26 protein-coding genes are annotated in these 24,615 nt (G+C 50.6%); 18 read left to right on the forward strand and 8 right to left on the reverse strand.

The window, feature by feature from the left end; translation table 11 throughout:
- Positions 1-45 precede the first annotated feature (45 nt).
- From JWZ98_RS05090 to JWZ98_RS05110, 5 genes are all read left to right on the forward strand, one after another.
- Positions 46-1,284 carry a glutamate-5-semialdehyde dehydrogenase gene (locus JWZ98_RS05090; protein ID WP_346015197.1) on the forward strand — a complete coding sequence of 413 codons (1,239 nt, stop codon included), beginning with the start codon at positions 46-48 and terminating at the stop codon, positions 1,282-1,284.
- On the forward strand, positions 1,284-1,925 hold the full coding sequence (gene nadD, locus JWZ98_RS05095) for a nicotinate-nucleotide adenylyltransferase (protein WP_205453520.1): 642 nt from the start codon (positions 1,284-1,286) through the stop codon (positions 1,923-1,925). Before JWZ98_RS05090 ends, nadD begins: the two co-directional genes overlap by 1 nt.
- A complete protein-coding gene (rsfS, locus tag JWZ98_RS05100; RefSeq protein WP_026601961.1) occupies positions 1,926-2,267 on the forward strand; it encodes a ribosome silencing factor in 342 nt (113 codons plus the stop codon). It abuts the gene before it with no gap.
- Between the two features lie 114 nt (positions 2,268-2,381).
- Entirely contained in the window at positions 2,382-3,068 is a 687-nt protein-coding gene (locus tag JWZ98_RS05105) for a hypothetical protein (protein WP_205453521.1), read from the forward strand.
- Positions 3,058-4,239, forward strand: a complete 1,182-nt coding sequence (locus tag JWZ98_RS05110) for a flagella assembly protein FlgT middle domain-containing protein (RefSeq protein WP_205453522.1) — start codon at positions 3,058-3,060, stop codon at positions 4,237-4,239. Before JWZ98_RS05105 ends, JWZ98_RS05110 begins: the two co-directional genes overlap by 11 nt.
- Here JWZ98_RS05110 and JWZ98_RS05115 read toward each other — a convergent pair.
- On the reverse strand, positions 4,229-4,735 hold the full coding sequence (locus JWZ98_RS05115) for a glutathione peroxidase (protein WP_205453523.1): 507 nt from the start codon (positions 4,733-4,735) through the stop codon (positions 4,229-4,231). The two genes, JWZ98_RS05110 and JWZ98_RS05115, sit on opposite strands and share 11 nt — an antisense overlap.
- Positions 4,736-5,029: 294 nt before the next feature.
- Positions 5,030-5,725, reverse strand: a complete 696-nt coding sequence (locus JWZ98_RS05120; protein WP_205453524.1) for a hypothetical protein — start codon at positions 5,723-5,725, stop codon at positions 5,030-5,032.
- Positions 5,726-6,481: 756 nt separating this feature from the next.
- Here JWZ98_RS05120 and JWZ98_RS05125 point away from each other — a divergent pair.
- From JWZ98_RS05125 to JWZ98_RS05135, 3 genes are all read left to right on the forward strand, one after another.
- Positions 6,482-7,192: a PEP-CTERM sorting domain-containing protein gene (locus tag JWZ98_RS05125; protein WP_171696344.1), complete on the forward strand. Its 711-nt coding sequence runs from the start codon at positions 6,482-6,484 to the stop codon at positions 7,190-7,192.
- 284 nt (positions 7,193-7,476) lie between these two features.
- On the forward strand, positions 7,477-9,294 hold the full coding sequence (locus tag JWZ98_RS05130) for a S8 family serine peptidase (RefSeq protein ID WP_240348218.1): 1,818 nt from the start codon (positions 7,477-7,479) through the stop codon (positions 9,292-9,294).
- A gap of 351 nt (positions 9,295-9,645) precedes the next feature.
- Positions 9,646-10,413 carry an HAD family hydrolase gene (locus JWZ98_RS05135; RefSeq protein WP_205453525.1) on the forward strand — a complete coding sequence of 256 codons (768 nt, stop codon included), beginning with the start codon at positions 9,646-9,648 and terminating at the stop codon, positions 10,411-10,413.
- 10 nt (positions 10,414-10,423) lie between these two features.
- Here JWZ98_RS05135 and JWZ98_RS05140 read toward each other — a convergent pair whose 3' ends face one another.
- Genes JWZ98_RS05140 through JWZ98_RS05155 form a run of 4 tightly spaced genes read right to left on the reverse strand, consistent with a single transcriptional unit; the run spans position 10,424 to position 14,441 of the window.
- The gene (locus JWZ98_RS05140) at positions 10,424-11,605 is read right to left on the reverse strand and encodes an ATP-binding cassette domain-containing protein (protein ID WP_205453526.1); all 1,182 of its coding nucleotides are present in this window, start codon (positions 11,603-11,605) and stop codon (positions 10,424-10,426) included.
- Positions 11,606-11,660: 55 nt separating this feature from the next.
- Positions 11,661-12,089 carry a TOBE domain-containing protein gene (locus tag JWZ98_RS05145; protein ID WP_033157025.1) on the reverse strand — a complete coding sequence of 143 codons (429 nt, stop codon included), beginning with the start codon at positions 12,087-12,089 and terminating at the stop codon, positions 11,661-11,663.
- A 58-nt stretch (positions 12,090-12,147) separates the two neighbouring features.
- Positions 12,148-12,918 carry a molybdate ABC transporter substrate-binding protein gene (modA, locus tag JWZ98_RS05150; protein WP_101051840.1) on the reverse strand — a complete coding sequence of 257 codons (771 nt, stop codon included), beginning with the start codon at positions 12,916-12,918 and terminating at the stop codon, positions 12,148-12,150.
- 26 nt (positions 12,919-12,944) lie between these two features.
- Positions 12,945-14,441 carry an alginate export family protein gene (locus tag JWZ98_RS05155; RefSeq protein WP_205453527.1) on the reverse strand — a complete coding sequence of 499 codons (1,497 nt, stop codon included), beginning with the start codon at positions 14,439-14,441 and terminating at the stop codon, positions 12,945-12,947.
- 218 nt (positions 14,442-14,659) lie between these two features.
- On the opposite strand from JWZ98_RS05155, the gene JWZ98_RS05160 reads away from it, so the two are divergent.
- The 4 genes from JWZ98_RS05160 (at position 14,660) to JWZ98_RS05175 (ending at position 17,391) form a co-directional block, all read left to right on the forward strand.
- Entirely contained in the window at positions 14,660-15,499 is an 840-nt protein-coding gene (locus JWZ98_RS05160; RefSeq protein ID WP_033157022.1) for a TOBE domain-containing protein, read from the forward strand.
- A 254-nt stretch (positions 15,500-15,753) separates the two neighbouring features.
- Positions 15,754-16,329 (forward strand): hypothetical protein, encoded by a 576-nt coding sequence (locus tag JWZ98_RS05165; RefSeq protein ID WP_171696337.1) that lies wholly within the window; start codon positions 15,754-15,756, stop codon positions 16,327-16,329.
- Positions 16,330-16,364: 35 nt separating this feature from the next.
- Positions 16,365-16,673 carry a rhodanese-like domain-containing protein gene (locus tag JWZ98_RS05170; protein ID WP_033157021.1) on the forward strand — a complete coding sequence of 103 codons (309 nt, stop codon included), beginning with the start codon at positions 16,365-16,367 and terminating at the stop codon, positions 16,671-16,673.
- A gap of 10 nt (positions 16,674-16,683) precedes the next feature.
- Positions 16,684-17,391, forward strand: a complete 708-nt coding sequence (locus JWZ98_RS05175; protein WP_033157020.1) for a dinitrogenase iron-molybdenum cofactor biosynthesis protein — start codon at positions 16,684-16,686, stop codon at positions 17,389-17,391.
- Between the two features lie 89 nt (positions 17,392-17,480).
- Here the strand turns inward: JWZ98_RS05175 and JWZ98_RS05180 are convergent, their stop codons facing one another.
- A complete protein-coding gene (locus JWZ98_RS05180; protein WP_101051837.1) occupies positions 17,481-18,128 on the reverse strand; it encodes a DUF2959 domain-containing protein in 648 nt (215 codons plus the stop codon).
- A gap of 373 nt (positions 18,129-18,501) precedes the next feature.
- Between JWZ98_RS05180 and JWZ98_RS05185 the strand changes: the two genes are divergently transcribed.
- On the forward strand, positions 18,502-18,663 hold the full coding sequence (locus tag JWZ98_RS05185; protein WP_165385922.1) for a hypothetical protein: 162 nt from the start codon (positions 18,502-18,504) through the stop codon (positions 18,661-18,663).
- Positions 18,664-18,893: 230 nt separating this feature from the next.
- Here the strand turns inward: JWZ98_RS05185 and JWZ98_RS05190 are convergent, their stop codons facing one another.
- Positions 18,894-20,204, reverse strand: a complete 1,311-nt coding sequence (locus JWZ98_RS05190) for a replication-associated recombination protein A (RefSeq protein WP_205453528.1) — start codon at positions 20,202-20,204, stop codon at positions 18,894-18,896.
- An 88-nt stretch (positions 20,205-20,292) separates the two neighbouring features.
- On the opposite strand from JWZ98_RS05190, the gene accA reads away from it, so the two are divergent.
- The 5 genes from accA (at position 20,293) to JWZ98_RS05215 (ending at position 24,574) form a co-directional block, all read left to right on the forward strand.
- Positions 20,293-21,267: an acetyl-CoA carboxylase carboxyl transferase subunit alpha gene (accA, locus tag JWZ98_RS05195; RefSeq protein ID WP_205453529.1), complete on the forward strand. Its 975-nt coding sequence runs from the start codon at positions 20,293-20,295 to the stop codon at positions 21,265-21,267.
- A 66-nt stretch (positions 21,268-21,333) separates the two neighbouring features.
- Positions 21,334-22,662, forward strand: coding sequence for a tRNA lysidine(34) synthetase TilS (gene tilS, locus JWZ98_RS05200; RefSeq protein ID WP_205453530.1), 1,329 nt, complete (start codon positions 21,334-21,336; stop codon positions 22,660-22,662).
- 31 nt (positions 22,663-22,693) lie between these two features.
- The gene (locus JWZ98_RS05205) at positions 22,694-22,888 is read left to right on the forward strand and encodes a hypothetical protein (protein ID WP_033158827.1); all 195 of its coding nucleotides are present in this window, start codon (positions 22,694-22,696) and stop codon (positions 22,886-22,888) included.
- 2 nt (positions 22,889-22,890) lie between these two features.
- Entirely contained in the window at positions 22,891-23,088 is a 198-nt protein-coding gene (locus tag JWZ98_RS05210) for a hypothetical protein (RefSeq protein WP_033158828.1), read from the forward strand.
- 13 nt (positions 23,089-23,101) lie between these two features.
- Positions 23,102-24,574: a diguanylate cyclase gene (locus JWZ98_RS05215; protein WP_205453531.1), complete on the forward strand. Its 1,473-nt coding sequence runs from the start codon at positions 23,102-23,104 to the stop codon at positions 24,572-24,574.
- Positions 24,575-24,615 lie beyond the last annotated feature (41 nt).

Genomic DNA, 24,615 nt, shown 5'->3' on the forward strand with positions numbered 1-24,615 from the left:
CTTTTCCAATTCATCGGGTCGATAATTGTGGACGTTAAACAGTACATGCAGCAATTGGGGCAACAGGCCAGAGCGGCCGGCCGCGAGATCAGCAAGGCCGAGAGCGGGCGGAAAAATAGCGCTTTATTGAAAATTGCCGAGGCTATCGCCGCCGGTAGCGCCGAGATAGCCAGCGAAAATCGCAAAGACCTGGCGGCGGGCAAACAGAACGGTATGGATCCGGCGTCGCTGGACCGTCTGGAACTGACACCAGCCCGCATCCAAGCCATGATAGAAGGCCTGAAGCAGGTTGCCGCGCTGCCCGATCCGGTTGGGGAAATTACCAATCTTAACTATCAGCCCAGCGGGATTCAGGTGGGGCAAATGCGCGTGCCCTTGGGTGTGATCGGCATTATTTACGAATCGCGGCCTAACGTTACTGTCGATGCGGCGGCCTTGTGCTTGAAGTCGGGCAACGCCTGTATTTTGCGGGGCGGTTCCGAGTCGATTCATTCCAATCGAGCGATTGCGGTGTGCATTGCCAGCGGATTAGCCGCTGCCGGTTTGCCGCAGCAGGCTGTGCAAGTGGTGGAAACCACCGATAGGGCCGCAGTCGGTGAGCTGATTACGATGCAGGATTATGTTGACGTGATCGTGCCGCGTGGCGGCAAAAGCCTGATCGAACGGATCAGCGGCGAAGCGACTATCCCGGTGATCAAGCACCTGGACGGTATTTGCCATGTCTATATCGACGGCAAAGCCGACTTGGATAAAGCAGTGGCGATTGCGATGAACGCGAAAACCCATCGCTACGGCGTCTGTAATGCGATGGAGACCTTGCTGGTGGCGGAAAGTATCGCCGCGACGGTGTTGCCGATTTTGGCCGAACAATATGCGGCAAAAAACGTGGAACTGCGCGGTTGCTTGAAAACCTGTTCCTTGATCAAAAACGCTGTACGCGCGACTGAAGAAGATTGGCATACCGAATATTTGGCGCCGATTTTGTCCATCAAGATTGTCGCGGACATCGACGAGGCGATAGCGCATATCAATACCTACAGCTCGGCTCATACCGAGGCCATCGTCACCGAGGATTACACTTTGGCGCGGCGCTTTTTGCGGGAAGTGGATTCTAGTTCGGTGATGGTAAACGCCTCCACTCGCTTTGCCGACGGCTTTGAGTACGGTTTGGGGGCGGAGATTGGCATTAGTACCGACAAACTGCACGCGCGCGGGCCGGTCGGGTTACATGGTTTAACCTCATTGAAATTCATAGTGTTGGGCGACGGCCATATCCGCCAATAATGATCGGGGTATACGGCGGCACGTTTAATCCGGTCCATTACGGCCATTTGCGCACCGCGCTGGAAGTGAAAGAGCTGTTTGAATTGGAGCAGCTGCGCTTGATTCCCTGCCGTCTGCCGGCGCACCGAGACGAACCCGACGTGCCGGCGCACTTGCGTTTACAAATGCTGGAAGCCGCTGTCGCCGATACTCACGGCTTTAGCGTGGATAGACGCGAGTTGGATAGGGCGGGGCCCTCGTATATGGTGGATACGCTGCATTCCTTGCGTAACGAAATAGGCAATATACCGCTGTTGCTGTTTATCGGTGCCGATGCCTTTGCCGGTTTGGAGCGCTGGCACCAATGGCAGCGCTTATTCGATTATGCGCACATCGTGGTCATGACCCGGCCCGGCTATGCAGGATTGGAACTATCGGCGTTTTTAGCGCAGCGAATCGCCGAGGACCGGACGCAGTTTAGTCGGCAGACAGCCGGGCTTTTAACGTTCCAAGAAGTCACTGCGCTGGCGATTTCCGCCACCGCCATCCGCGAACTGGTGGCTACCGGACGCGATCCACAATTTTTACTGCCGGACCGGGTCATCGAATTGATTCGGCGGCATCGTTTATATCAACCCCCCATTCATCTCACAGGAAATTGAATGCAAACAGAAGCATTACTAAAGCTGGTCGAAACCGAGCTCGACGACCGTAAAGGCCTTAACATCAAGACTATCGACGTGCGCGGCAAAACCAGTATTACCGATTACATGGTCATTGCCACCGGTACCTCGTCCCGGCACGCCAAGTCGCTGTGCGATTATGTGATGGAAAAGGTCAAGGAGCAGGGGCAGCAACCGCTGGGGTTGGAAGGCGACCAAAGTTCGGATTGGATTTTGTTGGATTTGGGCGATGTGATCGTGCATGTGATGACCGGTCAGGCCCGCGAACTGTATCAGCTGGAAAAACTCTGGTCAGTGGCAGGAGACAAGACGCATAGTTAGTTTTCTCCGCGAATTGCCGAAAGAAATTTCCAGTGGACCAAGGGCAGAATTTGTCATCCGCCCTCAAGAAAAAGCCCAAGTAGTCGATGACTTAGGCGAGTAGGAGGAGGGGTCATGAAAGTGTTTTATACAATTTGCTGGGTGTTGATGGCGTTAGCCTTAAACGGTTGTGCTGCGGTGGGCGAGAAACATGCTGAGGTGCCGTCCGCCGGTAAAACACTGCGTGCTACCGGTTATAGCCGTTTTGACGATAGCGGTAAGCTGGCTGTCAATCAACGCTGGATGCAGGCGCAACAAGCGGCCAAACTAGATGCCTATCGCGGCTTGGCGGATTTGCTGTATCAAGAAAAATTGGGCAATCAAACTACGGTCGGCGCTCAAGTGATGCGTGACGAGGTCTACCGGGTTTATCTGGATAGTTACTTACGCGACGCGCGCGCCGCCGATTATCGGACTGTCAGAGACAGTTTAAAAACGACTCTGGAATTGCGTCTTAGCCCGCGTTTTTACCAGTGTATGTCTGGCGATACTGCTTTGGTAGGGCAGTGTTTACAGGAGGATAACAAACTGGCGTTTACGCGGTTGGGCTACAAAGCCGCCACGGTGACCTCCGCCAACCTGGCTTGCGGTGCTCGGGATTGTAGCGATCAATATTATGTGGCAGGCTTTTCCAAAAAGGCTAATGTCGTGGACGACACCTTGCTGGAAGCCGGCCTTTACGATGTGGAATGGATTGCCAACACTGGTTTGCGAACGATATTTCAGTATTTGTTGATCAACGGATTTTATAGTGCCTTATAGAAACTTGCTAACAGTGGTACTGATCGCCTTGCTGGCTGCATGCAGCAGCGGCAACAGCAAGCGGCGCGGCGATGAGAGTGGCGTTGCCGCGTCCGGTCAGCAGGTTAGCGTGCAAGGTAGTGCGGCTATCGTCGGCGGAGGTGTCGAAGCAGCTCGCCGAGCCGCTATCGACGACGCAGTGAGTAACGCGTCTCTGCAACTTAAACGTAACAATAATTCGGCGCTGCTGGTCAGCGACATCAAGGTGGTCGACGAATGGCAGGATGCCGATCTCTACCATGTGCAAGTGCTGGCCGTGTTATCCGATAAACAGCGTTGCGGTTCGCCGTATCGGAAGAAAATCGTCGCCACCGGCTTTCCGGTCATGAATGCCGATCAAATCAGCGGCACCGAAAGCCAGGATTTATACAGCGGCATCCCCAGGGAAATTAATAATCAGTTGATGGAAACCGGCGATTTTATCGGCCGCAATCTGACCAACACCTCTTTATACAGCCGGCCCGATATGGCGCCGGAGATTCGCTTTGCCGAGGGTACAGCCGAATCGGTGATTCTGAATATTGCCAAACAGCAGAATGCGCAGTTCGTGTTATCGGGCGTGATTCGCGATTTTCGGGTGGAGTCTACAGAATATGTGCGTGGTAGCGGCGCACTGGCGGATTTAAAATCCATGGTCCGGGATTTTGTCGCTCGCCGTAGTGTTGGGATTGACGTATTTGTTTACGACGGTTTTAGCGGTGCCTTGCTGTTTCAACATCGTTATACCGATTCCATCCTGGGCGACGTCTCGCTGCCGAGCGGCTATACGGTGGGTAGCGAGCGTTTCAACTCCACGTCGGCCGGTCACGCCATCAGCGAGATCATTCAGCAGGCCAGTGAAGATATTCACAAATTATTCGGCTGCTATCCCTTTACCACCCGGGTGATACAAGCCGGCAACAACCGGATCGTGATTGCCGCCGGCGCCCAGGATAAAATCAGAGTCGGTGATAAGCTGATGATTTATTCGGCGTCCGCCGGCGGTACGGCGGGAGCGGGTTTGGGCGAGTCGCAAGGCATCTTGACGATAACCGACGTTAGTGCTGCTACGGCGGCGGGTACCCTGGATTCAACGGCGGTTGCCGGTGCAGTAAGGCCGGGCGACTGGGTGAAAAGTTTTGCTACGCCTTAACGGGGGCGTCGCTCTTACTCAGTAAGCGCTCTATGTCTTTACTGATACCTGCCGGCGTGTCTATCGGCGCATAGCGTTTAAAAACCTTGCCATCTCGGCCGACCAGAAATTTACTGAAATTCCATTTAATGGCATTTAAACCCAGGATTCCCGGGGCTGCGGTTTTCAAATACTCGAACAGCGGATGTGCGTGGTTACCGTTAACGTCGATTTTTTCGAACATGGGGAAGCTAACGCCATAGTTCAGTTCGCAAAAACTGGCAATTTCTTGGCTATCGCCTGGTTCCTGCTGGCCGAATTGATTGCACGGAAACCCCAGGATCACTAAGCCGCGGCTTTTATAGGTCTGGTAAAGCGCTTCCAAGCCACGGAACTGCGGGGTAAAGCCGCATCGACTGGCGGTGTTGACGATTAGCAGTACTTTTCCGCGGTAATCTGCCAAAGCGACAGTTTCGCCGTTAATGTTAGTCGCCGAGAATTGGTATATGTCATTCATGCTGATGCCGGTCAGTTATCGAATTACTTGTGCTTGTCGTAAACGTTGGGATGGCGCTTCTTAAAGTCTATGTATCCCCATCAAGATGCATAGACAAAGATTTACCCAGCATACCGTCATTCATCGGATTGTCAAAAATCTGTAGCGCCAACATACCCATATGTCCATGGGAGCTTACCAGGAATTTTAATGGGCTTTGAAGGTATAGCGCCTAGGCAACTCTTTCGCGGGACGACCGCCCATAGCGTCCTGGCGTACGGGCGGCTGTTGAAACCTGCCGAGATTTCTCAGTGCCTATTGTGAGGCTAGCCGTTGTTGCAGTTTGGTTTGCAGTAAGCTGTCATAGTGACGTTTCAACACCGAGTCGGTAGGCGGTGTTGGCAATTCGGCTAAAATTTCGCGGCGTAATTGCTCAAGGTCCTGCGTCTGCACTGACGAATCTTCAGGCAGAACCGCTTCTACAGGGCTGGCTGGCTGCGCCGCAGCTTCCGGCTGGGAGGGCGCCGATTCGTCCACCGCTTGTGAATGCTGAGGCGATGCGATTTTGTGCAGCGTTTCGTAGTGACGGCGCAGCACGGAGTCGGTGGGATAGGGATTGCTGAGGGCCTCTTTCTCCACTTGCAATGCTGCCAGATAATGGCGTTTTAATACTGAATCTTCCGGTATTATGATTGCCGGCTCTTCTTTCGTCGGTGTTCTCGGCTCTTCGGTAACTGCTGTGACGATTGGCGCCTGTGGCGCGGGTTCGGCAATTGGTTCAGGCACTTGGATGGGAGACTCTACCGGGGGCTCGATTTCTTGCGCTATTGGAGTGGTTGGCGACGCGGTATTCGGTTGCGAAGGGGAATTGGCTGCACGGGAAGCTGCAGGTTGAGGTGGTGTCGCCTGTTTATTCTCCGGCGTCTTGCCGATGGGCTTGAGTTTTAGTTTGCCTTTCCAGACCAGCCAACCGACTACTGCCAGCCCTAAGATTACCAGAAGTTCTATCATGATTTGTCCCCCTCAATATTGTTATTAATCCAAAACTAACTAACACCTACAGCGTTACCGATTGGCTTTCTAGGCATAGCTTCCGCGGCTTGTATTCCAAAGCATGATGGAAGCGCTACGATTAAATCGCAGCGCTTTATACCATAGATCGTTGAAATAGTTGATTTGTCGAGTCGCAAGGCGCGCGCTTGGGCAGCACTAGCCACGGTGCATTCTCCCAGGTAGGTTTTCTGTATTAAAAAAACGAAGTTTCAATTTTTCGATTGGGTCAATTGATCATGACTGGCAAAACATTAAACAGCGTAAGTGTGTTGTCAGTTTTTTTTACAGGCAAAAATGCTGAATTTCCAAATGAAAATTGTGGTTCGGGGTAGTGTTAAATTTTTATGACAATGCGTCGGGATTTTTTCCTGAAATTGCTTTGCAAAAGCGTTCTGGCATTGAATTTGCAAAAAAAACTTAATGAAAATCCCTGGGGAAAAACCGATTAAGTTGATGCCACGACGCAGTTTTTCTTAGTTGATGCTCAGGTAGGTTTGAATTGTAATGCACGGTAATGTAAGCAAATACTGACGAAAAAATTTACAGGCTGTGTTGTTTTTTGGGGGGTGTTTGTTTTTAAGTATATGTTTTATAGCATAAATTTTTTATGGTCTACTATTTGCTTAGGTATTTTCAGGGTTTTGTGCCTTTTTCACGAAATCATAGTCAAAGAAATAGTTCGACGTTTTACAAATTTATTTGCGGGGGATCATCATGGAAACCAAAATTAAACACATGCTTTTGGCGGGATTATTGTCGTCAACGGCAATTTTCGGGGGCGGCGCTCAAGCGGCTTCATTTAGCGTAGCGGGTAGCCTAACAGGCGATCCCAGAACCAATAATCCGGACAATCTGTTCATCAACGTCGGCATTAATGTCGTAGACACAGTCGCTAGTTGGACAGTGGATATCGCTTCGCCTTTACATCCGAATGCAAAGCTTGACGAGTTCTATTTCAACTTGGGGTCGTTGGTCAACGTCGCGGATGTAACTTTTGGGGGATACAATCCAGTTGGCTGGGAGATTCAATCTCCTGCAACAGTTCAAGGTGGAGGGAGTTTCAATCCTTCGTTTTCATTTCAAGCACTCGATCCGGCAGGCCAACCCAATGCTGCGGACGTAACAAATACCGTGAATTTGTTATTTACAGCAACCTTAAACCGCAATTGGACTTTGGATGACTTTTATTCCGCAGCGGCACTACAGAGCTCGGAAGCTACGTTACCTGCCGGTCAATTGGGTGCGCATTTGCAATCACTAAGTACGGCGGGTTGTGCAGGTTGCTCGGATAGTGGCTTCCTGATCGGTAACTATACACGCGACGGCGGTGGCGGTGGTCAAGGCAGCGTGCCCGAGCCAAGCGTTGTAGCTTTGCTGGGCATGGGCTTGTTGGGCATGGGTTTGTCACGTAAAAGCAAAGTCTGATTGTCCGACTTGTTTACACACCTAAAAAACGCCGGTTAATCCGGCGTTTTTTTTTCCAGAAATTGTCTGGTAGCTTTAGCAATATGTGTTACCCCATTGTTGTTATGGTGATTCTGAAAGCAAAGTCACAGTAATGGCAGCCCAGTTTTTTTAGACTTCCTTCCAAGCAGAAAGCTAATTCAGAACATTCAAATTAGCTTACGTTCAGAAAGCCTCAAGGCAAAGAAGCCAAGGATGAGGTGTTTAAGATTTGGATATTCAAAACAAAAACGAGGGGAACAGTCATGAACAAAAAAAATTTATACATCACTTTAGGTGTCGCGCTACTGGCAGTGCCCGCAATCATTTATCTTGATAAATACTTGCTAGACCAGGAAATTTTGCAAATAAATCAGGATATGCAACAGTTGCCGGCGTCAGCTGGTAACGTCGCCAAAACCTGGAAACCAGGGCAAATTTTAGTTAAACCCAATGCGGGTTTGTCGGATGCGGAGTTTGAAAAAATTCTGCGGGGCAATCAAGGTAAAAGCAGCGAAAAGATCGGCAATTTGCCGGTTCATATCGTTAGCGTTCCTGAACAAGCGGAAGAAGCGGTGGTACGGGCATTATCAAAAAATCCCCATATCGAGTTCGCTGAGCTGGATATGGTTCAGCCCATGAGTACGACTACCCCGAATGATCCGAATTTTGCCGGTGCGTGGCATTTAGCAAAAATACAAACGCCTGGGGCTTGGGATGTTTCCAAAGCTGATGGCATTACTATAGCTGTATTGGATAGCGGCGTTGATGGTTCGCATCCGGATTTGGCTAATCATATGATTCCGGGCTGGAATGCCGTGGACGGCGGCTCTGATACCTCTGACATCAATGGTCATGGTACGGCTGTTGCCGGTACAGCGGCGGCTGTCACCGATAACGCTACTGGGGTTGCCGGCGTGGCCTGGAATGCTAAAGTGATGCCGGTGAGGATTACTAACGATTCTACGGGATACGCTTATTGGAGCGATATAGCTAGGGGTTTGAGTTGGGCGGCAGATAATGGTGCCGATGTCGCAAATATCAGTTATGGGGTGAGTGGTAGCTCGGCGGTGTCATCGGCGGCCCAGTATATGAATTCCAAAGGCGGAATAGTGGTTGTTGCAGGCGCCAACGACGGAGTGGATCCCGGTTATACCGATAACCCCTACATGATTTCTGTTTCAGCAACCGATTGGAATGATGTGAAGGCCAGTTGGTCCAACTATGGCGCCTTTATTGATGTCGCAGCTCCCGGCACTTCTATTGCCACGCTTCTGAGAGGTGGCGGATATGCCAATTGGAACGGGACCTCGTTTTCTAGCCCTGTGACAGCCGGTGTAGTCGCGTTGATTCAAGCCGCAAATCCCAACTTGGTGCCTGCGGATGTCGAAAAGGTACTAAAAGATTCTGCGGATAAAGTATCCGGTGTTAATTTTGATCCAAACTATGGCTATGGACGTATCAATGCTAACGCCGCTGTGCAATTAGCGCTCAATACAGTGGCTAGAGATACTCTAGCGCCGACCGCTGCCATTTCATCTCCAACTGCTGGTTCTGTGGTAAGTGGTTTGGCCGCTGTCGCCGTTAACGCTAACGATAATGTCGCCGTAAGCCAGGTTTCATTTTACGCAGGCGGTAAATTGGTCGGAACAGATGGCACTGCGCCTTACACATTCAGTTGGGATTCCACGACTGTGGCAAACGGCAATATCAATTTAACGGCGGTGGCGACTGACTCTTCCGGAAACCAAGGTTCATCAAGCGCCGTGACTGTGAACGTACAAAATCAAACCACGGTAAGCACCACGGATCAAGCGGCGCCAACCGTGACTATTTCTAACCCGATTAACGGTGCGAAACTGAGTGGTAGCGTGGTGAGTATCTCTGCTGCTGCTAATGACGACGTTGCCGTCGCTAAAGTGCAGCTTTATATCGATAACAAGCTGGTGTCGTCTACGACTAACAAAACCTTGAGCTATAGCTGGAATGTCAAGAAAGTGGCTGCCGGCAGCCATTCGATAAAAGCGGTTGCCACCGATACCGCCAATAAAACCGGTACCGTCAGTATTCTCGTCAGTAAGTAGCCTTCGTATTCGGAAAACTGCCAACTGTTTTGTTGGCGGTACTGTAAAGGCGATTAAAAACAGGGGTGTATTCCGCCCCTGTTTTTTTTTGCGGGATTCGTAGCGCTTACCCCGGCCCTATTGATCACGGGTATTCCGTGCGAGCTGAGCGCGTCGAAGCCCAGGTCGGATCACCTTTCGATTAATTCTGTGCCCTCAAGGACAAAAGGCGAGGGGTATTTAAGAGCAGGGTTAAGAATGATTGAAGGTGACACGATTACTGGAAAGTTTTGCGATGCAATCCAGATTATCCGCCGCTTCATCCGTTACAATACCGCTCACTTACCGTGACTCCGGATACCCCTAATTTCAATGAACGATTCGATTATTTATGCACTGGATTTTGATGGCGTTGTCTGCGACAGTGCAGTTGAAACCGCGATCACCGGCTGGAAAGCCGGCACTACTATTTGGAAAGACATGCCTGACGCGGTACCTCAGGCTATCGTTGAGCAGTTTCGCGAAGTGCGACCGATTATCGAGACGGGTTACGAAGCTATTCTGATCATCCGCCTCATGTATTTGGGCAAAAGCACTGCCGCTATTTACGCCAACTACGCCGCTAAAGTGCAACGGATGCTGGATGAAATCCATTTAAGCATCGACGATTTGAAAAAGCTGTTCGGTGATACTCGCGACAATTGGATTGCTAGTGATCGTGCCGATTGGATAGCCAAGAATCCTTTGTATCCGGGGGTTGCGGAAAAATTGCGGCGCTTGGGCCAGAGGCATTTGTGGTGTGTGATTACGACCAAGCAAGAACGCTTCGTCAAGGAAATCCTCAGAGCCAACAACATTGAATTGGCCGACGAGAAGATTTTCGGGATGGACCGCAAGCTCAGCAAACCTGACGTTCTGAAAGGATTGAAAGCTCAGCATCCGGGCCAGCCGATTTATTTCACTGAGGATCGCCTACCGGCACTCGATGGGGTGCAAAAACATCCGGAGTTGGCGGATGTGAAATTATTCCTCGCCCTCTGGGGTTATAACCTTGCCGCAGACCATGCCGTTGCAGCGGGGCAAGCAATCGCGCTACAACAGTTAGATACTTTTCTCAGCGACAGTTTGGGTGCCGTTTAAACCGCAGAATTCAGTAGCGGTATTCCAAAACACTGTGGGTGTCTACGCCAGCATTGTTCAAATAATAGTAGCCGTCGTCGTGGCTGACAATGCGTTGGTAGGGTAGGGTGTCCATCTCGGCCAGATAAACGATGGCGTGAGTTTTAATCAGGCAATACACCACGTCGCCTTCCCGCAACGCCATGCTCTGACAGGCGCCCGGCGTAATTTCCACCAATAAAGTCCCCCCGCAATCGACTTGCACGATCAGGCTTTCGCCGCTGGGAATGATCGCGCAGATCCGGCCTTTTAGTTGATTCTGAATGGAGATGCCATCAATGTAGGTCCGAGACAGAGCGATGTCGTTGGCGCGTATCGATACCTGGCTGTGGCTGCCGATTGCAACCTGGGGGCGTAGCGGCAATGCCAGCGGCAGACCGAAACTGTCCGCCATACTGCAACCCGCCTGTGCATCGTGACTGCGAATACTGATCGGCAAGATGTTGTCGATCTGGCGAATACCAAGGTAACGCAAGATACCTTGTTGTTTGGCCACTTCGCGCAAGGAGCCGCTGCGCAGCACCTGACCATGTTCCAGCACGATCAGCTGGTCGGTCAATTCCAGGATTTCGCCCAGCGACTGGCTGGCATACAGTGCCGGCAAGCCGAATTCGTCTTGCAAGCGTTTCAAAATCGGCAGTAGTTGCGAACGGTAACCATGGCCGATGGCGGCGAAGGTTTCGTCCAACAGTAATAGTTTTGGCGATTTCAGCAGGGAACGGGCTAGCGCCACCCGCTGGCGCTCACCAACCGAGAGCCGTTCGATAGGCTGGTCCAGGTTGGCGCCCAGTTCCAGTAAGTTGATTAGATAGTCCGGTTTGAATAGCCGGCGCTGTTTTAGGGTTCGGTAATAGGCGGCGCTTAAATTGTCGCGCACGGTTTCGCTGGCGTCGGCGCAATCGATTTGCAATACAGCGCCTATCGGCCGTTGTTCGCGCGGCATTACGATGCCTTTGCGGCTGTCGAACAAAATCTTGCCGTCCAATGCGATATGCCCGCTTTGCGGCTGGATAGTGCCGGCGATCAAGCCCAGTAAGGTGCTTTTTCCGGCGCCGGATTGCCCGAACAGGCCAACGCTGATGTCGCCCACCGAACATTGCGTGCTGAGGTCGAAATGACCGCGACGCAGTTTGACATTCATTTCCAGCAGCATGACCACCTCCGGTGGTTAAAGCCAACCCGGCTTGGTGGCCGGGTCGCGCATTTTATTAGCCTTGCACGCCAAGAATCACCGCGCCGGCCTTGAATATTGCCGTGGCCGTTTGGCCTTTACGCAGCCCCAGGGTTTCCACGCTATCGTTGGTAACGGTAGCCGCAATTTTGTCGCCGCCGGGCAGGGCAATATCCACTTCGGTGTTGACCGCGCCGGGCTTGACGTCAGTTATCGTGCCTTCCAGCTGGTTGCGCGCCGAAATCCGGTAACCGCCGAAATCGGTGACGACGATCACTTGTGGCGCTTTAACCAACGCGATGACTTTCTTGCCGGTTTCGATGGCCAAGTTTTCAACGGATTCTTTGGTGATCGAGGCGACGATGGTTTCGCCGCCTTTTAAGCCAACATGTACCTCGGCGTTGACGGCACCGATGATGACTTGATTAACGGTGCCGGAAAATTGGTTACGTGCGCTGGTTTTCATAGTAATTCCTCGTGAAGTGTGGGGGGGAGTCCGTCTCATAACGGTATTGCGTGGAAAATTAATTGACAGCCGGTAAGGCATAGCCGTATTTCTCGATGATTGCTAATGCCGGCGGTGATTTTAGAAACGCCAGCAAAGCCTGCGCTGCCGGATTTTCGGCGCCGGTTTTCAGCAGCACCGCATCTTGCAGAATGGGAGTATGCAGATGTTTCGGAACGATCCAGCCGGAGCCCGAGCCAATTTTGCCGTTTTCGATCACTTGCGATAAAGCCACAAAGCCCAGCTCGGCGTTGCCGGTACTGATGAATTGATGAGTTTGGGCGATGTTTTCGCCTTGCACGAATAAGGGTTGCAGTTTTTCCAATAAACCTTGGCTTTTCAGGACTTCCACTGCCGCTGCGCCGTAAGGTGCCAGTTTCGGATCAGCCAGAGCCAGATGTTTGAAGTCACCTTTGCTGAGAATTTGGCCTTGTTCGTCCACATAACTAGGGTTGCTGGACCACAGTACCAACTTACCGATGGCATAAGTAAAGCGGGTGCCGGCTACGGCCAAACCGGATTGCTCCAGTTTCAGCGGGCTTTTGTCATCAGCCGATAGAAACACCTCAAACGGCGCGCCGTTCTCAAATTGGGCGACGAATTTGCCGGACGATCCGAAGGAAAGCTTGGCACTGTGGCCGCTGGCTTTTTCAAACGCCTCGGCGATTTCCGTCATTGGCTTGGTAAAGTTAGCCGCCACCGCGACTAAAGTCGTTTCGGCTTGCGCTATCGCGCTTAGCGCGGCCAGCGATAGGGCCAGAATAATTCGGTTTAAAGCGATAAACGACATACTATTTCTCCTTAATGATAAAGCGTTTAAAACCGTAATTGGCTCTGCACGTAAACATAATCGACGTCGTCTTTAACAGTCGGTGCCGACGGTGCTTTTTTGGCGAATTCGCCCTTGAACAGATGTGCCCAGCCGGTTTCGAAATTTAGGCTGCTGTTGAAATCCCAACGGGCGGTCAATTCCAATTGTTGACCGACAAAATCGCCGCTACGACCGCTGCTATCTTGCAAACCGGCTGCCGTCCAACTGTCTCTGGCCGATGCCAGCCAATAGAAACGGTGACTCAGTCCAAGCTGCACATCGCTGCGCGGCGCGGCGGCGATTCTGTAACCAGGCGTGCTGATATTGCTGCGGGCGAATGCGCCATACATACCCGTCGCGCCGAACTCGAAGCGCCGTGCGCCGTACAAGGTGTCGAAGCGTTGGTCTTGATTGTCGTTTGGGTTTTCGTCACCGCTGGCATAGTCGTATTCCAACGCAAAACGCGGTGACCAAGGGGCATCGAAGGTATAGCCGAAATCGGCATGTTGGTACCAGGCCGCGTGCTCCAAATCGCGGCCATTGCTGGCGGCTGTACTGGAACGGACGGTGCCTAGCTGGCCGATGGTTTCGGTTTGAAAGTCGAAATTGGCCTTCTTGGGTTTCAGATAAAAGCGCACGCCGGGTGTGAAATAGCGGCGATTGCGGGTGGGATTGCGGATGCTGTCGCCTTCGTCGAGATGGTATAGATAAACTTCGCTGTTGACGCCCCAGGCCAGGTTGTACAGTTCCAAAAAGCCGCCGGAAAACCAGGTGTGGGTGTCTTCTTCGTCGAACTCGTGGACCTCGTTGAGAATATCAGCTGAAGCGGTCGGGTAGCGGTTGACCGGCATCGTTACAAAGCCGGTAAATTGCCATTGATCGTAATTCAGCAGCCGGAGTTTTACGCCGGTAAAACTGTTGATGTCGTTGCGCATCGCATTGCGGGCAATTAAGCGGCGACTGCCCAAGTTCAGCGTTTGCCGCCCCGCCACAATATCAGCGCCAATGCCGCTGTAAAACAGGTTTTGATCTGCCCAGGCCAGATAACCTTGAATAAAGTCCGCTGCATCCGCGTGGGTGTTATTCACGCCGGAACCACTATCGGCGCCCAAGGCGCGTGCATCGAGAAATTCCGCACCTATCCTGAATTTAGCGATGTGCGCTTGTAGCCATAGCGCAGTTTGCAAGGCGATTTGCTGATCTCCGCCCCGGCCGTTGGCCTTGAAGTTGCCGTCCATCGTTTCGTAACGGGTGCGTTGCTCTACAGACGCATCCAGCCATTTTGGCAGATTTAGCGAGTCGTGCAGATTCCAGACCGGCTTTTCGAATTTATCGTTGCCCAGCAGGGCGTCCTGCATCTGACTGGAAAATGCGGCCATGGGCGGCTTGCTGTAGGTTTTATTTTCCGCCGCTTCACTTACGTCAATATAGAGGCTGTTCGTTGTGATCACACTCATTGCCGTGAGAAAACAGACTTTGCGATAACGGTTTTTGGGGGCCATGGTTTACCTATTAAGCGGGTTAAATGCCTTGGGTTTATGATAATGTCCTGGCTTTTGTATGACTTTGCTATGGCGTTCATCACGGCCAAGGAATGTTGGCAGTCTACTTTTCGTTATGTACAAAAGTAAATAACGAAAAACAAAAATAACTTATTTCAATGTGGGAAATAGTGTTTGTTGCCAATCCGTTTTGTTCAAATCAGATAAATAATTGAATAATGTCTACACCAGAGAAAAATCCAAAGGCGCTAGAACTCCCTTGGCTTGAAGGTGAATTGCGTCTAGCCGGTATTTTGGATCGGCGCATGATCAGCTTGCTACGGGCAATAGAGCAAAGCGGATCTATCAATCAAGCCGCTAAACAGGCTGGATTAAGCTACAAAGGTGCGTGGCAGATGATAGAGCGTGCAAATAATCTGGCTCCGAAGGTTTTAGTAGCCACCGCGACGGGCGGCAGCAAGGGAGGCGGTACTAAGCTAACGGCGGCGGGTTTGTCCTTGCTCAAGCTATTTGCCCGCCTAGAGGATCAGCATCGCGCCCTTTTGCAGCAGCTCAATCAAAGTTTGATCGACGATCCGGATGTAATGCTTTTGTTGAAACGTCAGGTGATTAAAACCAGTGCCGGAAACCAGCTGTTCGGAACGATTGCCAAGATCAATTCTGGCGCAGTAAACGTCGAAGTATTTGTGTCATTGAAGGGGGGAGAGCAAGTTGTTGCCAGTGTGCCGTTGGCAACATGTGTAAATTTGCAATTGAAGGTAGGCGGCGACGCCGTGTTATTGGTCAATGCGCCGGATATTTTGGTGTTGGGTGATGATGATCTTGGGTTTCATGGATTGTCGGCGCGGAATCGTCTGGCTGGTCGTGTGATTCGCATCCATTTTGATGGTGTGGATTCTGAAGTGATTATCCAATTACCCAGTGGCGAAACCATTGCTGCCACTATCACCCAGATTAGCGCTGAGGCTCTTACACTTAAACCTGGCGCCAATGCGACAGCCGTATTTAAGAGTAATGCCGTGATCTTGGCTGCATTGGTGCCTACCGGCGACTGTTAGCTAGGCCGATAAAGATATTCGTTATAAATCCTACAAATCTTAAATAATCATCATTCGATAATTGTCGCGTTTGCGACATTGTCGGGTCGCTTCGCCGCCAAACTGCCGGTTTCCGCGAATGATTCCCATCAGAAAACCAAGCAAAAACCGTCTCAACCATGGGTTTGGTGTGGTTTTAATCGTCCTGGCAAGTGTTTTGCTTGCATGCTGTTAACGACTTTTCATTCATTACCTTTCATTGGGGATTTAAGCAGATGCTACTTGAAAAATACGACAGCCAAGGGCTTTTATGGATCACAACCTTAGTTGGCAAAACCAGCAAAGCCGGCATTTCGGCGTTTCGCGGCGACTTGGTGTTGGTCGAAGGCGAGTTGCGTGAAGGGTCGACGAATATTCGGGACCGGAAAACCCCGGAGCTGGTGATCAATCAATCAGCGATATTAGCCGACAGCGACAAAATTCTGTTTATCAACGGCCTGTTTTTTCAATTGGAGGATCTGCCGGTATTCGTTGAAAAATATAAGGATGCCTTGACTCCTGAAACCGTCACGCTGTTTTACGTGCAAAACATCGCCAAACCAACGCAAATCGTTTTAGACGGCGTTGTCTTCAATTTATTGCCGCATCAGGAAGGCATGGTTTGGAATTTGATGCTGGAAGAGCTTTATATCGAAAAATCCGATCTGAAAGGCCAATCCGGCGAAGACAAGGTCATCACTGCATATGAGGCAGCCAAGGGCTATAAAATCAAAGCCGAGCCTATCAGTTTGGAGACAGCTTTATCGCAAACTATTGAGGTTAAGAAAGATTTAGCCGTTGGGCCGGTTTAAGTTGGGTTCAGCGGACCTTTTTTGGGGAATGCGCCATGAAAAATTTTAAAACTATTTCCGCTGTCGATTCCGAAAAGCTGATCGCTGAACAGCAACCGATGATATTGGATTGCCGTGATCTCAAGGATTATCGGGCCGGGCATATCGACAATGCCATGCATGTCCACGAGCAATTGCGCGATTCGCTGTTAAAAAAAGCCGACAAGGCCAAACCTTTGCTGATTTATTGCTATTACGGCCATGCCAGCGAGCATTTGGCGGAAATGTTCGGCGATTTTGGTTTTCAACAGGTCTACAGCATGGCCGGCGGCTATGCCGACTGGAAAGAACAGCACAAACTTTAAGGGTGACGCTATGGAACAATTATCACGAGATCTGGCTTTGCGTATTGCACTGGCTTCGCGGATTTTGCCGGGAGTAGATGTACCGAAGTTGATCGGTGTGTTGCACGAAAAAGTCGGCTCGCCGTTGGATGACGAAAAACTGAAATCGATTACCGTTACCAATCTGAAGACCGGCATCGGAAGTCTGGATGGCGAGGAAGACGGCGAAGATATTGGCATCGGTCTGGAAAACATCAAGCTGGCGGTCCGGTATTTGTGGGGCGAGGAAGACGAAGATGAGGGGCTGCCGGAAATCATGCCTTATAAAGAGGGTGATATTCCGGAGTCGATCCGGGTGGCGATTGCCTCCAATAGCGGGCAGCTATTGAACGGTCATTTTGGTTCCTGCATCCGGTTTTTGGTCTACCAATTGTCCCGATCAGATATGCGCTTGATCGATATTCGCTCGACAGTGGAAGCCGACAGCGCCGACGACAGAAATCTGTTCCGGGCCAATATGATCAAGGATTGCCACGTATTGTTTGTGCAATCCATTGGTGGGCCGGCGGCCGCCAAGGTGATCCGTGCCGATATTTATCCGATCAAGGAACCCGATGTGATCGATGCGGTGGAGAAACTCACCGAGTTTCAGAAAGTGTTTGACGCTGCGCCGCCTTGGATGGCGAAGGCTCTCGGTAAAAGTGCCGAGGAGCGGAAGCGTTTCGCTCATCAGGAATAAGGTTCTGAAATTGTGCGTCTTACCCTTTCCGTGGAGAGGGTAAGTTTTGTTCCGCTTAGCTTTGGCCGTAATAATTTAATCGCGGAGCGTTATTGCTTTTCCATCGTTTTGATAAACGCATCCGCCTCGTTAATCGACTTTTCCATTTCCACTACCAAAGCCGATACATCCGATTTAACCGAGTCCAGCTGACCTTTTAGCGAAGCAATGGCCTGGGCATTCAGATTGTGTTTCAGATACAGCACCTGATCGCGAAATACGCTGAGTACCGGCTCGATTTTGGTTTCGGCTTTGCGCATTGCCGCTAGCAATTGTTGATAGTGCGCTTTGGTGGCCGTCAACTTTTGCTGGCTGTTCCGTCTTAGTGAAACATTGCTGTATTGGGTTAGTTCGGTTTCCCATTCGCTGAATAGTGCGTTGGAGACGTCCTCTATATCAGCGATGCGCTTGTTCACTTCCGCGGCTTTCTTGACGCTGGCCTCATATTCACCGTTCAGTTTGTTGTAGGTGGCTTCCAAATCGCCGCCTTTGAAATTGGTCATCACGGTGAATTGTTCGAGCGCCGACTTAAATTGTTGCTTGGTTTCCTCTTGAGTATCCCGGGCTTTTTCCACGCGATGTACCATCACTTCGCGTTTGGGTATGCCAATTTTCTCCAGGCCGCTGTAATAGGCGCTGGAGCAGGCGGCTAAGCCAAACATCAACAAAAACAAACTAAATCGTGAACTGAATTTCATAAAAGCTCCGTGGGTTGGTGGATGCATTATAAGCCCGTGTTCGTGTACTTCAACTTCGGGTGCTTACCGGGTTCTGACGCAGCTAGACTGAGTGTGGGCGTTCGATTGTGAATATATTCACATATTTGACTTGGTGTTTTAAAACGCAATAAACATCAATAAGCAAACTCCAGATTTAATCAGGGTTACAGTAGATCTGGATATTGTTGAAAGTAAAATAATGCGATAGCTATTCAAAATTTATCGATTGCCGGTGGCGGATGATTCGATTTTAGGTTTTACTTAAGCCACGTTTTCGAACAGGGTATTGAAGATTTGGGATGATTTAAAAAACTATTAAATTGTTAATTATTTTTTATATTAGGTGGCGCAAATGAACGAATTAAAAAAAGATGTATTTATCGGTTCTGTATCATTTTTAGGTATAGTCGCTTTTGTTTCCGGGCAATTTATATTGTCAACAATGATGTTTGGGGTGGCGGCATTATGGAGTACGATTCTATTAAATAATCGTGTGCAAGCAGTTAAGAATTGAAAGTTTTTCAATATAGTCAGAGACTTGCAAGCGATATTTTTCATTATTCGCTTGTGTTCATACTCCCGTAGTCTCATGGGTCTACGGGAGTTTTTTTTGCCTAGATGATATTAGTGGTAAGAGTTAGAAAGTGCCGCTGTCGATAATATCAAAGTTGTCATCGTTTTTATGATCTATTCCGCATTGGCCAATTTTAGCTACGCCGGTAGATTACGTGCGGGTTTGAATTTTTATAACTTCCTTAAAAAGCCCAGTTTCTCTTTTATTTTTATCTCCAAACCGCGCTCCACCGGAAAATAATACTGCCTGTTTTTTAATGATTCAGGGAAGTAGTTTTCGCCGGCGGCATAAGCATTTTTCTCGTCATGGGCGTAGCGATACTCGGCGCCATGTCCCAGTTCCTTCATTAATTTGGTCGGCGCGTTGCGCAAATGGATGGGTACTTCCAGCGAACCGCTATTGCGGGCGTCCGCCATCGCGGCTTTATAGGCGACGTACACTGCGTTGCTTTTCGGCGCGCAGGCCAGGTAAACGATGGCTTGTGCCAGCGACAGTTCGCCTTCCGGGCTGCCTAGCCGCTCGTAAGCGTTTGCGGCGTTCAACGCTAATTCCAGACCGCGCGGGTCGGCATTGCCTATGTCTTCGGATGCCATCCGGATTACTCGGCGGGCGATATACAGAGGATCGCAACCGCCATCCAGCATCCTGGCAAACCAGTACAATGCAGCGTCTGGATCGGTGCCGCGTACCGATTTGTGTAAAGCCGAAATCTGGTCATAAAAAATATCGCCGCCTTTGTCGAAGCGGTTAGCATGGCCTAGCAGCACTTCGTCCAGCACTTCACGATTGACGGTTTCCCGGCCGTCGAGGTTTTCCGCCAGATCGGCAGCGATTTGCAGGATGTTCAGGCAGCGGCGTGCATCGCCGTCGGCGGCTTTAGCGATCATGGTCAATATATCGTCTTCGATTCGCAAATCCCGACTGCCCAGTCCGCGCACTTTGTCGGTCAAGGCATTTTGCAGCAAGGCTTCCAAATCTTCGGTTTCGATACTGCGCATCACGTAGACGCGTAGTCGGGACAACAAGGCATTATTCAATTCGAACGAAGGATTTTCGGTGGTGGCACCAAATAAAATAATCGCGCCGCTTTCGATGGGCGCCAACAACGAATCCTGCTGGCTTTTGGAAAAACGGTGAATCTCGTCGATAAACGCCACGGTATTCAAATTGCGGCTTTGTTTGACTTCTTCCGCCTCGGCCACTGCCGCCCGGATTTCTTTCACGCCGGCCATGACCGCCGACAATTCGATGAAATGGCAATGTGCGCTGGCGGCAATGATTTTGGCTAAAGTGGTTTTGCCGACGCCGGGCGGCCCCCAAAAGACTAGCGAGTGAGGTGCACCTTGTTCGATAGCCACACGTAGCGATTTGCCCTTGCCCAGCAGGTGTTGCTGACCTATGAAATCGTCCAGCGTAGTCGGGCGCATTCTGGCCGCAAGCGGTGCATAAGCGGTATTGTCAAAGGCGGTAGCATTCTTCATTTGCGGGGACTCGGTAAAACAAATAGGCAATGGCGGCATTTTTCATTAGAATTGCCGACCATTTTATTGATTCTAAAGCCGGATTGACATGGATTTAAAATTCTTAGATTTCGAACAGCCGATTGCCGAACTCCAGGCCAAGATAGAAGAGCTGCGTAAGGTCGAACTCGACAACAATTTCGACATTTCCGAAACCTTGAAGCAGCTTGAGCAGAAATGCGAGAGTTTGACGGAAAGCATTTTCGCGGATTTGTCGGACTGGCAAATCTCGCAATTGTCCAGACATCCGGGCCGGCCTTATACGCTGGACTATATCGACCTGATTTTCACCGAGTTTCACGAACTGCACGGCGATCGCTCCTATGCCGACGATCCGGCGATCGTCTGTGGGATGGCCCGTCTGGAAGGTCAGCCGGTAGTGGTAATCGGCCATCAAAAAGGCCGGGATACCAAGGAAAAGATTTATCGTAATTTCGGTATGCCGCGTCCGGAAGGTTACCGCAAAGCCTTGCGAGTAATGAAGTTAGCCGAACGTTTCAAACTGCCTATCATCTGTTTGATAGATACCCCGGGGGCTTATCCGGGTATCGGTGCCGAGGAACGCGGCCAAAGCGAGGCCATTGCCCGGAATCTGTTTGAAATGTCCAAATTACGCACCCCGATTATTTGTACAGTAATCGGAGAAGGCGGTTCCGGTGGCGCATTGGCTATCGGTGTGGGCGATAGATTGTTAATGCTGGAATACAGTACCTACGCGGTTATATCGCCGGAAGGTTGTGCTTCGATTTTATGGAAAAGTGCCGATAAGGCCCAATTGGCTGCGGAAGCGATGGGTATCACCTCGGACCGCGTTCGCGAACAAGGCTTTCTGGATGAAGTGATCCGCGAGCCTGTCGGTGGCGGTCATCGCAATTTCGAAAAAATTGCAGCCAATTTGCAAGAGGCCTTGACCAGACATCTTAACGAACTGAAGCAACAAGCGGACAATATGGACCTGCTGCTGGAAAGGCGCTACCAACGTATTATGCGTTTTGGTTCGTATATCGAAGAGCCGATCAAATAACACTGTCAGCTAGTTTAGTTGTTCGATAAAAGGCCGAGTCAAATCGGCCTTTTTTGTGAGTAAAGCATGCCCGATCTCAATTCTCAAGTTATTGCCGCGCTGTTGCCAGCCACGTGCCGGAAAGTTTTTGTCGCGTATAGCGGCGGCTTGGATTCGACTGTTCTTCTGGATTTGTGCGCCGAGTTGCCCGCGCTTATCGGCAAAATCGTTGCTGTTTACGTCGATCACGGTTTGCAGGCGGCGTCGGCGGAATGGGGTGAGCATTGCCGTCGGCAAGCGGAACGCCTGAGAGTCGATTTTCGGTTGCTGCGGGTCGATGCGCAAGCCGGTGGCGGCGAAAGTCCTGAGGCGGCGGCACGAGAGGCCCGTTATCGGGCGCTACGGGAATTATTGGCTGTCGACGATGTTATTTTGCTGGCCCAGCATCGCGAGGACCAGATGGAAACGTTGTTGCTGCAATTGTTCAGAGGCGCCGGAGTGTCAGGCTTGGCCGGCATGCCGTTTACCAGCGATTTTGGGAAGGGACAAATGTTGCGGCCACTATTGAATGTGGCCAAGGCCGAGATACAACGCTATGCACAAACTCAAGGTTTGCAGTGGGTGGAAGATCCCAGTAATCAAAGCAGCGATTTCGACCGCAATTACCTGCGTAACGACATTCTTCCATTATTAAAACAGCGCTGGCCGGCACTTGATAAAACGGTTGCACGTTCGGCCGGGCATTGCGGCGACGCGGCACGGATGATAGAGGCTTGGGCGAAGCAGACCTTGCCGACGGTTTTCGATCCGACCGATGGTAGTTTCACTGTCGCCGATTTATCAGCCCTCACGGCAACGCAACTGAATTGTCTTTTACGGCAATGGTTGGGGCGCGTGGGTTTGAAGCCGCCGAGCCAGGCGGTGTTGCAAACGCTGGTCGGGCAGTTAACGGCTGGGCGTGCCGATGCGTTGCCGCAAATTAATATTCAAGGCCATTCCATCCGAAAATATCGGCAAAAATTGTATTGCATCCCCGAGCAACGCTTACAAAAAGAAACTCAGGCAAAGTCGTGGAACCAAGAGCAGGGGTGGATAACCTTGAGCAATGGCTATGTATTGACCAGAAGCACTGCATCGGCCGGGCTATCCAAAAACTTGTGGAATAATGCGACAGTGACAGTGGAGCCCAGGCGGGGTGGCGAAACCCTTAAAATACCTGGTCGAGCCGGTCATCATTGTCTAAAAAAGCTTTACCAAGAGGCAGGGGTTCCGCCTTGGGAAAGAGAAATTCGGCCTTTGATTTATTTAAATGGTTGCTTGGCTGCGGTAGCAGGTTTATGGGTAGCGGAATGGGCTTGGCTCAGCGCGGCGGACGCTTGTTACCAATTGGATTGGCGCGCATCCGAAAGCGTGTAATGATAGGCAACGAAAACTGTTAGGAGGTGTCATGTTGATGTTTCCCGAGATACTTCAGGCCATGATTGTGGGCATGATGGTCGCGATTCCGGCGATCCTGATCTATAAAAAAGCCGGGCTAAACCCAGCGTGGGCGGCGCTAGTGTTTTTGCCGGTCTTTGGATTATTGATCGTGTTTTTGCAATTGGCCTTCCAAGAGTGGCCGAACACAAAACAGGAGCGCTAGCCATGGAACTATTTTTTGTGTTGTTACCGGTATTCATGCTGTTTTGCCTGTGGTTGGGCTATCGGATTTTGGAAAAAGCCGGATTCGATGGGCGCTGGGTCCTGGTTTTGTTGGTGCCGATACTCAACGTCATCATGATTTGGGTGTTTGCATTCAGTACGTGGCCCAAGTTACAAAGTGGCGTAGATCAGGGCTTATAAGCGGCCGCCTGACATGACCGAAAAGACCCGCGGCAAGCTTCCGGCGATTTTCATTCCGGTGGTGTTATTCATCGTATTTGATGCGGTGGCGCTGGGGCTTAATTTTTGGATTTCTGCAAAGCTGGAAAAGAGTGCGTTGGCTATTAATTTGTCCGGCCGCCAGCGCATGTTGTCGCAGCGCATGACCAAATCTTTGCTGATGTTGCATGTTGCGCAAACCGACGCGGAGAAGCACAACGCTTTTAGCGAATTTTCCGATGCCGTCGATTTGTTCGATAAAACCTTAAACGGATTTTTGCAGGGCAGCATGACCAGTAGCGGTGATGGCAAACCGGTTTATCTGGCTGCCACCGAAGCCCCCAATACGCAAATGATTACGGTCTCGGCGTCCCAGCTTTGGACTTTGATTCATAAACGCTTATTGCCGGTTGAACAAGGTGGTGCAGGGGTTGATGTCGAGGTTTTGCGGCCGGCATTAAATACATTGTTGATGCATAACTCGCAATTGCTGGGTTTGATGAATGAACTTACTACAGCATTGCAGCAGAACGCTACCAAGGAAGTGTTCTACTTGCGTACCTTGCAAGCTAGTCTGTTATTACTGGCGCTGTTGAATTTTGCTCTGGTCTGCAAACGTTTGCTGGCGCAAATCAAGCAATCGCAGGGCAATGTGCAGGCCTTGCGCAATATTATCGATTCCATCGAGACCGGTATCGTTTTGTATGGCCGAGACGAAAGTGTGCTTTCCGTCAATAAGGCCGCCAATCAGTTGTTCGGATATGGCGATCAGGTCTTGATCGGCAAGCCTTTAAAAGAATTGATTATTGCGGACAATGCCCGAATGCTGGGGCTGCGGCGCGACAATTCCACCTTTGTCGCCAAAATCAACACCCAAACGCTGTTTGAATTTAACGATCAGATTAGTTTGTGCACGATTACCGATGTCAGCGAGCAGGAGCGCAAGGAAAAACAATTAATGCATTTGGCGTTTCATGATCAACTCACCGGTTTGCCGAATCGTGGTTTGTTGATCGAGCGCTTGCGGCAAGACTTGCTGCGGGCCAAGCGCGATTCGACATTTTTGGCAGTACTGTTTTTGGATTTGGACGGTTTCAAGGATGTCAACGATGAAATGGGGCACGATGCCGGCGATGAGTTATTGCAAGCCGTGGCTCGGCGTTTTGAACAATGTTGCCGTGAAGTCGATACCGTCGCGCGTTTGGGCGGCGATGAGTTCGTATTCGTGCTAACGTCGCTGCACTCGGTGTTGGCGGCCAAGCAAGTGGCGCTAAATGTGTTGAAAGCGATCAATCAAGCATTTTTAATTCATGGAAAGACTGTCAAAATTGGTGCCAGTATCGGTATTGCCATGTATCCCACCGATCATTTCGAAGCCGAATTGTTGATTAAATGTGCTGACGATGCAATGTATCTGGCAAAGCAACGTGGCAAAAATCAGTTGGTGTTTACTGCCGAATGTCGTTGATGTTTTTCAATAATCGAGATCCCTGCCCAGCTTGCTTTGGC

It is taken from the genome of Methylomonas sp. EFPC1, assembly GCF_016925515.1.
Classification (GTDB): Bacteria; Pseudomonadota; Gammaproteobacteria; order Methylococcales; family Methylomonadaceae; genus Methylomonas; species Methylomonas defluvii.